Raw genomic sequence first — 12,191 nt, forward strand, 5'->3', positions numbered from 1 at the left:
CGCTGGTGTCCCGGCGACCGGCCTGGGTGCGGGTGTCCCGGCGGCAACCGGCCTGGGTGCGGGTGGTGCGGCGACCTGTGCGGGTGCCGTTTTGGCCCGCCCGAACCGGACCTGGTAACCTGGCTCTTCGCGCAGCGATGACGCATGCTCGTCGCGCGCACAAGCTGACCAACCCGAGCTATCAAGACGAGGCTGTCGCGTGGCGAACATCAAGTCCCAGATCAAGCGCAACCGGCAGAACGAGAAGCGCCGGCTGCGTAACAAGTCGGTCAAGTCGTCGCTGAAGACCGCCATCCGCAAGTTCCACGAGGCCGCTGAGGCCGGTGACGTCGAGAAGGCCGCCGCCCTCATGCAGGATGCCTCGCGCAAGCTGGACAAGGCGGTCAGCAAGGGCGTCATCCACGGCAACCAGGCCGCGAACCGCAAGTCCGCGATCGCCAAGCGCGTCGCGTCGCTCGCCTCCTGAGCCAGCGCCCAGACCTGACGGAAGCCCCGAGGCGGTGCCTCGGGGCTTCCGCACGTCCATCCGCCCGGCATCGGTCCGCTTCCGGTCCGGCCGCGCGCCCTGATCAGGACCCGGGTTCGGTGGTTTCCGGCCGAGACCCGACATCACTGCGCTCCGCGGCCGCCCCGCCGCGCCCCGCCGCCGCTGTCCCCCGGGCCGCGCCGCCCGGGAACCGGTCGGGTCCGGCACCGGCGGCAGGCGGTGCCGGCCGCGTCGCGCCAGGGCGCTCCTCCGCCGGCTCGGACCGCACCACGCCGGGACGCTCCATCTCCACCGGTTCGGATCGCACCACGACCCCGGGCACGCTGTGCCGCAGCCAGTCGACCCGGGCCCGCCCGACCACCGGCTCCATCTGCTGACGGAACCGGTCACGTTCCTGCTCGGGTACGGCCGCGGCGGAGCGCACCACCGTGGCGGCCACCAGATCGTTGAGCTTGACCATCACGGCCACCGTGGCGGGCAGCACGAGCACCGCCCACCAGGTCACCAGCTCGGCGAGCGCGAGCAGCGCCGCCAGCGCGATCGCCCCCTCGAAGAAGATGAAGCAAAGCACCCCACCCGGATTGACGAACCGCAGGCCGAGCACCCGCGCGTAGAACGGCCGGTACCGCTCCTCGTCGGCCGGGATCGTGGCCCACGAGCCACGGAGGGCTCCGCTCACCTGGTGCCGCCCTGCCGGGCGGCCGCCACCGAGAAGACCGCCTTCTCCAGCGCGTACGCCCGGTCGTCGGAGCCGCCCTTGACCGCCGCGTTGCACTCGGCCGCCGCCCGCATCGCCAGGACCAGCCCGTCGGGGGTCCAGCCCCGGGCCTGCCGTTGGGCCCGTTCGACCTTCCACGGCGGCATGCCGAGGCTGCTGGCAAGTTGGTACGGGCTGCCCCGGCCGGCCGAGGCGACCCGGGCGACCGTACGGATGCCGTCGGCGAGGGCGTCGGCGATCGGCACCGGATCCACCCCCACGTGCAAGGCCCAGCGCAACGCCTCCAAGGCGCCCGGGAGGTCACCGACCATCGTGGCGTCAGCCACCGTGAACCCGCTGACCTCCACCCGGCCCCGGTAGTAGCGCGCCACCGTGTCGGCGTCGATCCGGCCGTCGGTGTCGGCGATCAGTTGGGAGCAGGCTGCCGCGAGTTCGCGTAGGTCGTTGCCGACCGCGGCGATCAGCGCCTCGGCGGCGTCGTCCGTGCACCGTCCGCCGGCCCGGCGGATCTCGTCGCGGACGAAGGACACCCGGTCGCGGTGCCCCTTGAGCTTCGCGGCGGTCACGACCCGGGCACCGGCCGACTTCAGGCCGTCCGCGAACGCCTTGCCCTTGGCGCCCCCGAGGTGCGCCACCACGAGCTGCACCTCGGGGTCGGGGTTCTTCGCGTACGCCAACAGGGCGGCGACCAGATCTTTGCGGGCGTCCTGACCGGACCGGAGCACCAGCACGCGACGTCCGCCGAACAGCGACGGGCTGAGCATCTCGTCGATCTCGCCGACGGCGAGCTGGCTGGCCTGGTATTCGCGCACGTCAACGGCGGGGTCAGCGGCGCGGGCGGCGGCAACGGTTTCGGACACCGCGCGCGTGGCGAGCAGCTCCTCGTCGCCGAGGACGAGCACAATAGGAGCGGCACTGGCGGCGGTCACGCCGCCCATATTCGCACGCGCGGCCGGTCGGTCCAGCCTGCTCGTCATTACTCTGCCGGCAGACCCCGCACTCAACGCAAATCCAGACATAAGACTTATCTTCCGCTTTTCGCAGTAAATCGCCGTCGATTCATCACGATGGACGGACCCGGTCGACGCCAGCGCTCACCACCGCCAGCCCTCGGGGCGACCGCACCACCGCCAGGTCACCCCCGACGTCGGTACGCAGCACCCGCGCGCCACCCCGGGCCAGCCGGGCCAGCACCGCCTCGTTGGGATGGCCGTAGCTGTTCTCCGCGCCGACCGGCACCAGCGCCACCGCCGGCCGCACCGCGTCCAGAAAGGCCGGATCCTGGTACGCGCTGCCGTGGTGGGCGACTTTCAGCACGTCCGCCCGCAGCCCGTCCGGTGGCAGCCGCTCCCGCAGCGCCCGCTGCTCCTCCACCTCGGCGTCGCCGGTCAACAGAATCCGCACCCGGTCGACCATGGCGAGCAGCACCAGCGAGTTGTTGTTCGGATCCGAGCGGGTGCCGCGCATCGGGTACGGCGGGCCGAGCACGGTCAGGTCGACCGCGCCGGCCCGATAGCGCCAACCCGCCGCTGCGGCGACCACCGGCGTGCCGTACGCCGCGGCGGTGCCGCGCACCAGATCCCGGCCGGCCACTGGTTCCGGCCACTGCGGAACCAACACCGTGTCCACAGGTCTTCCCCGGAAGATTCCGGCCACCCCGCCGGTGTGGTCCACGTGGAAGTGGCTGACCACCAGCAGCGACACCCGACGTACGCCGAGCCGGCGCAGGCAGGCGTCCGCCGCCGCCGGATCCGGACCGGCGTCCACCACCACCGCCCGGCCTGCCCGCACCGGAAGCAGCATCGTGTCGCCCTGACCTACCGCACAGGCGGTGACGACCCAACCGTCCGGCGGCCATCCCGGCGCGATCACCCGCACCGGCAGGGCACCCAGCACGACCGCGACGGCGCAGACCGCCACCAGTCGACGTACCAGCGGGTGGCGGGCGGCCACCAGCAAGGCCACCGTCAGCGCCGTCAGCAGCAGCGCTCCGGAGATCCCGCCGGGCCAGGGCAGGTTGCCCGCCGGCAGCCGGGCACCGTACCGGGCCACCAGCACCAGCCACCACGCCGGCCAGTGCGCCAGCCAGGCAACGGCCTCGGCACCGGCCGGCCAGATCGGCGAGACGACCGCGGCCGCCACGCCGAGCACCGTCGCCGGAGCTATCGCCGGCACCGCGAGCAGGTTCGCCGGCACCGCGACCAGGCTGACCGTGCCCGTCAGTCCGGCGATCACCGGCGAACAGGCGAGTTGTGCGGCGGCCGGCACCGCCAGCGCCTCGGCCGCCCCCGGCGGGACGCCCCGCCGACGCAGGCCGTCCCGCCAACTCGGTGCGAGCAGCAGCAACCCGCCGGTGGCCAGCACGGACAGCGCGAAGCCGGGGTCGCCGGCCAGGCCCGGATCGACAAGCACCAGCGCCGCCACGGCGGCGGCGAGCGCGGGCACTGCCGCCCGGGGCCGGCCGGCGGCCAACGCGGCGAGCCCGATCGCGCCCATGGTGGCCGCGCGTACCACGCTCGGGGACGGTCGGACCAGGATGACGAAGCCCACCAGGGCCAGGCCGCAGAAGCACACCGCCAGCGCGGGACCGGCACGGGCCCAGCGGGCCAGCAACAGCACCGCACCCACCACAATTGCCACATTCGACCCAGAAACAGCATTCAGGTGAGTCATTCCGGTGGCCTGGAAATCCTCCTCCACCGGGTCAGGCAGCCGGCTGGTGTCCCCGACGACCAGGCCGGGCAGCAGGCCACCGGGATCGTCCGGCAAAGGTGCGCACGCCTGCTGGAGGCCGGCGCGCAGCCGACCGGCCGCGCGCTGCAACGCCGAGGGAGAACCAAGTCGAATGGGTGCGCCGACGGCCATCAGGACCGCCCCGGTGAGGTCGCCGCCGCGTGACTCGGCCAGGCGCCCGTCCGCAGTGAGCCGTTGCCCGGGCAGCAGCCCCCGCCACGCCGGGTCGTCGGCGAGCACCAGCACCCGCGCCGGAAGGCTGATCCGTTGGCCCTGCGGCCCGGTCAGCGTCACCAGCCTCGCCGGCACCAGCAGGGTCGGTGGACGGCCCACGATGCCGCCGCGTACCGGCCTGGGATCGTCCCGGACGACAAGTTCGGCGGTGACCCGGGCCCGTTCGTCCACCAGGACGCGCAGTGGGCCCGCGTCCCGTACGGTCAGCCGCGCCGAGGTGGCCGCCCCGCCACAGACCACGCCGATCAGGATCGCCACCGCGACCCAGCCGTGGCGGCGCACGGTCGGGCCGGGTCGCCCGACGAAGCCGAACAGGTGCAGCGCCGCCACCCCGGCGAGACCGGCCGCGCCTGCGGCCAGCAGCAGCGTCCGCCGGGCATCGAGATGCAGCCCCGCCAACGCGGTGAGCCAGGCCGCGACCGCCAGCCCCGCCAGGCGGAGGTCCGGCGCGGGCCCGCCGGTCGCGACACCGGGGATTCCGGCCGACGGTGCGACCGGGGCTGCCGACGCCCTCACACCGTCACCAGGTCCTTGAGCTGCTCGTACCGGGCGTCGCCGATTCCGGTCACCTGACGCAGGTCGCCGATGGACCGGAAGCCGCCGTGCTGATCGCGATACTCGATGATCCGCTGGGCGAGCACCGGCCCCACCCCGGGCAGGGTTTCGAGCTGTACCGACGTCGCGGTGTTCAGGTTGACCCGCCCGCCCGCGCCCGGTCCGCCGCCCGGCACCGGGCCGGCTCCAGACCCGGGGCCCGCCGCAGCGCCCGGAGGTGCCGGTACGCCGACCAGGATCAACTCGCCGTCGCTGATCCGGCGGGCCGGATTGAGCATCGCCACGTCCACCCCTGGCAACGCCCCTCCGGCGGCGTGCAGGGCGTCGGCCACCCGCGCGCCGGCCGCCAGCCGCACCAGTCCGGGCCGTCGGACCTTGCCGGCGACGGCGACCACCAGCTCACCGGTCGACTCCGTCTGGGGCTTCGCCGGCTCGTCGCCGGTCTCGACGGACGGGTCAGGTGTCACGACGGTGCCGGTCTCCGCCACGACCGGCTCCACCTCAGGACGGGACTGCCAGGCCCAGATGGCCGCAACCAACACCACGAGGACGGCGACGGCGGCGAGCGCTCGCACTCCCCGCCGCCCCGGATCGAAAGCACTCGGCCCCGCAAGGGGCTTCGGCGACTCCTCGTCGACCGTCCGCCCTCGCTCGTCGTGGACCGGTCCTTCGTCGCTGACCCGAACCGGACCACCGGGCCGGGCCGGGCCGCCGCTGCTGGCCGGGCCACCGGCCCGGATCGGTCCGTCGGCGCGACCGGGACCGGAGTCATCGACCCGGCCGGCAGCTTGGAGCGGCAGCAGCACGGTCGGCCATTCCGTGACCGGCGTCGGCGCCCCGCCGGACGCCCCGGCGAGCGGGGACAGGCCGACGGACGGGGGCCGCTCGGCGAGCGGGGGCACGTCGACGGGCGGAGGCCGCTCGGCGAACGGTGGCCACCCGGCGAGGGCCGTCCGGTCGCCGCCCGACATCGGTGGTTCGGCAGCGCCCGCCGGCAGGTCCAGCGCGTTGGGCATCAGTTGCCACAGACGCCGCCGGACCACCATCTCCTCGTCCTCGTCCTTCGACACGGCGCGAGGTTAGGGCGGCGGGGCCCGGTCGAGCGCGCCGCGCCGGTCCGCCTGTGGACAGCGCGAGGCTCTGTGGACAGCAGCCCGATCATGCACCCGATCTGCTATGGCCTCCGCGCGTTGCCGGGCCGCCGCCTGTCGTGACCGAGACCGTCGCACGAGCCCGACACGTGCGACGCAGGTCGCCGATCCGTCGGTTCAGTCGGTGCGCGCCTGCGGGTCCAGACCGAGGACGGCGCGTCCGCCGTCGACCGGCAGGGTCACCCCGTTGACGAAGGCGGCCGCCGGCGAGAGCAGGTACGCCACCGCCTCCGCCACGTCCTGCGGCTGCCCGATCCGGCCCACCGGGTGCAGCCGGGCAAGCTCCGCCTCGACCCGCTGCGCCTGGTCCGGCTCGGTCTCGGCGAGGAACGCCTCGTGTCGTTCGGTGGCCACCGAGCCGAGGGCTATCGCGTTGGCACGGATGCCGTGCCGGCCGTACTCGACGGCCAGCGCTCGGGTCAGCCCCTCCACGGCCGCCTTGGCCGTGGCGTACGGCAGGCAGCCCGGCACCGGCCGGCTCGCCTGGTGGGACGAGACGTTGACCACGACGCCAGCGGTGCCGGCGGCGAGGAAGCGGCGTACCGCGGTCGCGGCGCCGACCACGGCGGGGCGCAGGTTACGGGTGATCAGGTCGACGACCTCGCCGACCGGCGCGTCGTGCACCGAGGCGTCGCGGAACACGGCGGCGTTGTTCACCCATCCGGTCAACGGGCCGAAGCGCTCCGCCAGGTCGGCGGCCCGCCCGGCGACGCCCTCGTCACCGGCGTCACCGACCACCGCCGCGAGCCGGTCGGCTCGGGCGTGGTCCTCCACCCAGGACAGCGCACCCGGATCGCGCTCGACCACCACGACCGTCCGGCCGTCGGCGAGCAACCTCTCCACGATGCCGCGCCCGACCCCGCGTCCCCCACCGGTCACCACACAGGACATCCGCCCCACCTCCCCAGGCCCGGCCACGCGACCAATCCTCGCCCACCCACGCCACCAACGGCGAACAGGCCAGCGGGTCGAAGGCACCGGCGGCGGCTCGCGCGCGACGGCGCGGACGTGCGCTGACGGCTCGACTGGTCAGCTGGCGTTGTCCGGCCTACGGTGGATCACCACGCAGGCGAGGCCGGGCCCGACGTGCACCGCGACGGCGGCACCGGCCTCGGAGACGTACGCCGCACGCAACCGGTCGCCGAGCCGAACGGTCAGGGTGTCGAGAAGTTCCTCGGCCCGCTGCGGTGCGTCGAGATGGTGTACGGCCAGGTCCACCTGCCCGTCGCCGGCCGCCTCGACGGCGAGATCCACCAACCGAGCCATGCCCCGACTGGCGGTGCGGACCTTGTCCCGCAGCACTATGCGTCCCTCGGGCATGTGCAGGATGGGTTTGACCGACAGCGCGGTGCCGAGCAGCGCCTCCGCCGCGTTGATCCGCCCGCCGCGACGAAGGAACTCCAGCGTGTCCACGTAGAAGTGGATGCTGGTACGACCGACGGCGGCTTCTGCCGCAGCCCGTACGCCGGCCAGGTCGGCGCCCCGCGCGGCGGCCCGGGCCGCCGCGATCGCCGGGAAACCGAGACCCATGCCGCAGGAACGGCTGTCGACCACGCTGACCCGGTCGCCCAGTTCGGCGGCGGCCAGCTCGGCGGCCTCGACTGTGCCGGAGAGTCCGGCCGACAGGTGCACCGAGACGACACCCTCCGCCCCCGCCTCCAGTAGCTCCCGGTAGGTCCGGCCGAACTGCTCGGGCGACGGGCGGGAGGTGCTCACCGACACCCGCCGCGCGCGCAGCGCCCGGGTCGCGTCCGCCGGGAAGGTCTCGACGCCCTCCAGCCCTTCGACGCCGGCCAGCACGACGGTCAGCGGCACCACGGTCAGCGCGTGCTCCCGCAGCAGCTCGGGTGGAAGGTAGGCGGTGGAGTCGGTGACGACCGCGACTGGCATGCGGGCACCGTAGCGGATCAAGCTGGGCGGCTGCCTGGACGCGTCCGCTCAGACCGGCTCGGCGGAGACCGGAATTCCGGTCGCGGCAGTGCCGGTCGAGGCGATGCCGGCCTCCATCGGACCGACGTTGTGGGCGCGCAGGTGCCACCCGCGCTCGACATCGTGGCGCAGTTCCGTCCAGTGACAGTTGCGCAGCGAGCCGACGGCACGCAGCACGGCGTGCTCCCAGCCGAGCAGGTGTCCGCAGCCCTGCCGGGCGGCACCGCCGTGAGTGGCCACCACCACGGTGCCCCCGGACAGTTGGTCGGCGGCCTCCTGCAACGCGGTGCCGATGCGTTTACCCAACTCGTCCAGCGGTTCGATGTCCGCTCCCGGGTCGGGATCCCCGGCCCGCCAGCGGGCGTACTCCCCGGGGAACCGCTCCGCAACCTCGGTCAACAGCAGCCCCTGCCAGCTGCCGAAGTGCCGCTCCCGCAGGCGGGCGTCGGAGCGTACCGGCAGACCGGTAAGCGCGGAGAGCGCGGCGGCGGTGTCCGCGGCGCGGCTCAGGTCGCTGGCGACCAGGGCGTCCGGGCGCAGCGCGGCCAGCAGCGGCGCTGCGCTGCGCGCCTGTTCCCGGCCGAGGTCGTTCAGCGGTACGTCGGTCTGTCCCTGCACCCTGCTGGCGGCGTTCCAGTCGGTGTTGCCGTGCCGCCAGATGATCAGCCTGGTCACTCGCCCGATCCGGCGGCGGCCTCTGCGCTGGCGAGGTCCCGGTCGACGAACGGAATGGTCGGGCAGTCCTTCCAGAGCCGGTCAAGGGCGTAGAACTCGCGTTCCTCGGTGTGCTGCACGTGCACTACGACGTCGACGTAGTCGAGCAGCACCCAACGGCCGCCGCGTTCGCCCTCCCGACGCACCGGCTTCGCCTTCTCCGGCAGGTCCAGCAGGGCCTCCTCGATGGCGTCGACGATAGCCAGCACCTGGCGCTCGTTCGGGGCCGCGGCGAGCAGGAACGCGTCGGTGATGGCGAGTTGGTCGCCCACGTCGATGATGACGATGTCCTGAGCCTTCTTGTCGGCCGCCGCCTGGGCGGCGACGATCGCCAGCTCGTGAGCGCGTTCGGAAACTGTCACCGTTCTCCTTCGATCAACCGTGCGAGGTTTCCAGCCTCTCACACGGCCCGGATTCTCGACTCGCCAGTTTCAGCCGGAAAACGGCATGAAACGGCCGAATCACTCCCGATACAGGCACCGTTTCGCGATGTACTGCACCACACCGTCCGGCACCAGATACCAGACCGGCTCGCCCCGGGCGACCCGCGCCCGGCAGTCGGTGGAAGAGATCGCCATGGCCGGCACCTGCACCAGGCTGACCGTGTCGGCGGGCAGGTGCGCGGCGGTCAGCGCGAAACCCGGCCGGGTGACCCCGATGAAGTGAGCCAGCTCGAAGATCTCATCGAGGTCCTTCCAGCTCAGGATCTTCTCCAGGGCGTCCGCGCCGGTGATGAAGAACAGCTGCGCCTTCGCACCGTACTGGGCACGCAGGTCGCGCAGCGTGTCGACGGTGTAGGTGGGGCCACCCCGGTCGATGTCGACGCGGCTGACCTGGAAACGGGGGTTGGAGGCGGTGGCGATCACGGTCATCAGGTAACGATCCTCCGCCGAGCTGACCGGGACGTCGGCCTTCTGCCACGGCTGCCCGGTCGGCACGAAGATCACTTCGTCGAGGCCAAACCGGTCCGCCACCTCGCTCGCGGCCACGAGGTGACCGTGATGGATCGGGTCGAACGTTCCACCCATGATGCCGATCCGCCGGATGTCTTCCTCCACCCCATGATCCTAGGGCGTGCAAGACCGGGGGCGGGCCGGGCCGTCACCCTTCCGGCCCGGCCCGGCCGCGGTCGTCACGCGCTCGTAGCGGCCACCGCCGTGCGCGCCACCAGGGCCCGACGAAGGTCGTCGTCGGCGTCGGTGACCACCCGACGCAGCCCCGGTGTCAGGTCGTCACGGGCCAGCAACGCCGCGGCCGCCTCCCGGGTGGGCTGGGACACCGCGTGCCGGGGAAAGGCCAGCTTCGCCACCTCATCGGCCACCCAGGGCGTACGCAGCCGCGCGGCGGCCGGCATGTCCGCGAAGTAGCTGGCCACGTAGGCGCTGGTCAGGTCGGCCTGCTCGGGCTGCCAGAAGCCCTCCGCGGTCGCCTCGACCAGCCGATTCGACAGCTCCGTGTTCGACACGATGATCTCCCACGCGGCCTGTTTGGCAGCGGCATCGGGCAGGGCTGCCCGGCACCGGGCGGCCCGCTCGGCACCTGTGGCGCTCGGGTCGGCTGCCGTCTCGGCCTCGATCTCGGCCACACCGGCGGCACCGAGAACCACCAACCGGCCGAGCAGCGCCCACCGTAGTTCGGTGTCCACGGCCAACCCGGTGGGTACGGCCCGGCCGGCCAGCCACCCGGTGAGCAACTCGGCGTCGGTGCTCGCAGCGATCAGCCCCCGGGCGGCGGCCAGTTGCAACGACTCCCCCGGCGCGGCGCCGTCGAGCAGTCGCCGGCAGGACTCGGCGACCCGGGCCAGGGCGGACCGTCGGGCCAGCGGGTCGAGATAGCGGTCGACAAGCGCGCGACTCATCGACAGGACGTCCTCGACAATGATCACTTCCGTCTCGACGGGCAGTGCCGTGACGATGAGGTCGACCAGACCGGTGACCGGCCGTTCTCCGTCAGTCGCCGCGTCCAGCGCCTCGCCCCAGAGCAGGGCGCGGGCCAGCGGGTCGGTCAGGCGGGGCAGCAGCAGTGGCACCGCATCGGCCGACGCGGCGTCGAGGCGGATCTTGGCGAAGGTCAGGTCGCCGTCGTTGGGCAGCAGCACCGCAGCCGCCGGCTCCCCGGCCAACCCGACGAGCCGGGTACGGCCGTCGTCGGTCTTGGGATCGAGATCGACCTCGAACCGCTCGGCGGTGCCGTCCACGGCGTACCGGCCGACGCCGATGCGGTGCGGGCGCAGCACCGGGTGCGTCGGCGGCGCGGTCTGAGCGATCACGACCTCGTCGTACCGGCCGTCGGCGTCCACCGTCACCTCGGCCCGCAGCGTGTTGACCTGCGCGGTCCGCAGCCAGGACTCCGCCCAGTCGGTCAGCTCCCGGCCACTGCTGGCGGCCAGGCTCTGGAGCAGGTCGGCGAGGGTGGCGTTGCCGAAGCGGTGCCGGGCGAAATGGTCGTTGAGACCGGTCAGGAACGCCTCGTCACCGAGCCACGCCACCAGCTGCCGCAGCACGCTGGCCCCCTTGGCGTACGAGATGCCGTCGAAGTTGAGCAGCCCCTCGGCGGCGTCGGCCACCCGATCCGGCGCCACCGGATGGGTTGAGGGGCGCTGGTCGGCGGCGTATCCCCACGCCTTGCGGCGCAACGCGAACGTCGTCCACGCCCGGTCGAACCGGGTCGCCTCGGCGGTGACCCGGGTGCCCAGGTATTCCGCGAACGACTCGTTCAACCACAGATCGTCCCACCAACGCATGGTGACCAGGTCACCGAACCACATGTGCGCCATCTCGTGGGCGATCGTGGTGGCACGCAGCTCGCGCTGGCTGTCGGTGACCGCCGAACGGAACACGTAGTCGTCGCGGAAGGTGACCAGGCCCGGATTCTCCATGGCCCCGGCGTTGAACTCGGGCACGAACGCCTGGTCGTACTTGCCGAACGGATAGCGCTCGTCGAACAGCTGATGGAACCGGTCGAGGCACTGCTTCGTGACGGTGAAGATCTCCGCCGCGTCGGCGTCGAGGTGCTCGGCGAGCGAACGCCGACAGTACACACCCAGCGGAATCCCGTCGTGGGTGTCCCGGCGTACGTGCCAGGGGCCGGCGATGAGGGTGAAGAAGTACGTCGCGATCGGCAGGGTGGGAGCGAACTCCCAGCGACCCGGCGCCGGGTTGGCCGCCAGTTCCGCGTTGGCCGCCACCGTCCAGTGCTTCGGCGCGGTCACCGACAGCGTGACCGGCGCCTTCAGATCCGGTTGGTCGAAGGCGGCGAAGACCCGCTGCACATCGTCCAGGAACGACATGACGTACAGGTAGGTCTCACCGTCGGCGGGGTCGACGAAGCGGTGCATCCCCTCGCCGGTGTTCGTGTATGCCATCTCAGCGTCGACGGTCAGCGTGTTCTGCGTCGCCAGGCCGGTCAGCGGCAGCCGGTTGTCGTCCAGCGTCGCAGGATCGAGATCGGTGTCGTTGAGGCGTACCGCCAGCAGTTTCGCCGGCTTGACCTCGGCGAAGGTCTCGGTGCCGGTGGCCCGGAACCGGATCGTGACGTGGGAGCGGAACCGTTCACCGCCCCCGGTCAGGTCGAGGTCCACCTGGTAGGACTCGACGGTGATCGACGCGCCACGCGCGGTCGCCTCTGCACGGCTCAGGCTCGGCATCCGCTTATCCTGCCCGATGAGGGA

11 protein-coding genes are annotated in these 12,191 nt (G+C 72.8%); 1 reads left to right on the forward strand and 10 read right to left on the reverse strand.

What is annotated here, in order from left to right:
- Positions 1-199: 199 nt before the first annotated feature.
- Positions 200-466, forward strand: coding sequence for a 30S ribosomal protein S20 (gene rpsT / locus ACN26Z_RS24945; RefSeq protein ID WP_093407538.1), 267 nt, complete (start codon positions 200-202; stop codon positions 464-466).
- 103 nt (positions 467-569) lie between these two features.
- Here rpsT and ACN26Z_RS24950 read toward each other — a convergent pair whose 3' ends face one another.
- From ACN26Z_RS24950 to pepN, 10 genes are all read right to left on the reverse strand, one after another.
- Positions 570-1,166, reverse strand: coding sequence for a hypothetical protein (locus ACN26Z_RS24950; RefSeq protein ID WP_282237150.1), 597 nt, complete (start codon positions 1,164-1,166; stop codon positions 570-572).
- On the reverse strand, positions 1,163-2,143 hold the full coding sequence (gene holA, locus ACN26Z_RS24955; protein WP_421463583.1) for a DNA polymerase III subunit delta: 981 nt from the start codon (positions 2,141-2,143) through the stop codon (positions 1,163-1,165). Before holA ends, ACN26Z_RS24950 begins: the two co-directional genes overlap by 4 nt.
- Positions 2,144-2,267: 124 nt before the next feature.
- A complete protein-coding gene (locus ACN26Z_RS24960) occupies positions 2,268-4,649 on the reverse strand; it encodes a ComEC/Rec2 family competence protein (protein ID WP_421464717.1) in 2,382 nt (793 codons plus the stop codon).
- Between the two features lie 35 nt (positions 4,650-4,684).
- Positions 4,685-5,533 (reverse strand): helix-hairpin-helix domain-containing protein, encoded by an 849-nt coding sequence (locus ACN26Z_RS24965; protein WP_421464718.1) that lies wholly within the window; start codon positions 5,531-5,533, stop codon positions 4,685-4,687.
- 462 nt (positions 5,534-5,995) lie between these two features.
- On the reverse strand, positions 5,996-6,769 hold the full coding sequence (locus tag ACN26Z_RS24970) for an SDR family NAD(P)-dependent oxidoreductase (protein ID WP_421463584.1): 774 nt from the start codon (positions 6,767-6,769) through the stop codon (positions 5,996-5,998).
- Positions 6,770-6,907: 138 nt separating this feature from the next.
- Positions 6,908-7,768: a DegV family protein gene (locus tag ACN26Z_RS24975; RefSeq protein ID WP_282237146.1), complete on the reverse strand. Its 861-nt coding sequence runs from the start codon at positions 7,766-7,768 to the stop codon at positions 6,908-6,910.
- A gap of 48 nt (positions 7,769-7,816) precedes the next feature.
- Positions 7,817-8,482, reverse strand: a complete 666-nt coding sequence (locus ACN26Z_RS24980; RefSeq protein ID WP_282237145.1) for a histidine phosphatase family protein — start codon at positions 8,480-8,482, stop codon at positions 7,817-7,819.
- Positions 8,479-8,883 (reverse strand): ribosome silencing factor, encoded by a 405-nt coding sequence (rsfS, locus tag ACN26Z_RS24985; RefSeq protein ID WP_093407553.1) that lies wholly within the window; start codon positions 8,881-8,883, stop codon positions 8,479-8,481. Before rsfS ends, ACN26Z_RS24980 begins: the two co-directional genes overlap by 4 nt.
- A 99-nt stretch (positions 8,884-8,982) precedes the next feature.
- Positions 8,983-9,579 (reverse strand): nicotinate-nucleotide adenylyltransferase, encoded by a 597-nt coding sequence (gene nadD / locus ACN26Z_RS24990; protein WP_093407555.1) that lies wholly within the window; start codon positions 9,577-9,579, stop codon positions 8,983-8,985.
- Between the two features lie 74 nt (positions 9,580-9,653).
- Entirely contained in the window at positions 9,654-12,167 is a 2,514-nt protein-coding gene (pepN, locus tag ACN26Z_RS24995; protein WP_421463586.1) for an aminopeptidase N, read from the reverse strand.
- Positions 12,168-12,191: the final 24 nt, after the last annotated feature.

Origin of the sequence: Verrucosispora sp. WMMD703 (genome assembly GCF_049178935.1) — a bacterium.
In the GTDB taxonomy this organism is placed as follows: domain Bacteria; phylum Actinomycetota; class Actinomycetes; order Mycobacteriales; family Micromonosporaceae; genus Micromonospora; species Micromonospora sediminimaris.

Excerpts from the sequence above, each read along its gene's own strand:
- holA (WP_421463583.1), bottom strand. The coding sequence starts at position 2,143 with ATGGGCGGCGTGACCGCCGCCAGTGCCGCTCCTATTGTGCTCGTCCTC.
- ACN26Z_RS24970 (WP_421463584.1), bottom strand. The coding sequence starts at position 6,769 with ATGTCCTGTGTGGTGACCGGTGGGGGACGCGGGGTCGGGCGCGGCATC.
- ACN26Z_RS24975 (WP_282237146.1), bottom strand. The coding sequence starts at position 7,768 with ATGCCAGTCGCGGTCGTCACCGACTCCACCGCCTACCTTCCACCCGAG.
- pepN (WP_421463586.1), bottom strand. The coding sequence starts at position 12,167 with ATGCCGAGCCTGAGCCGTGCAGAGGCGACCGCGCGTGGCGCGTCGATC.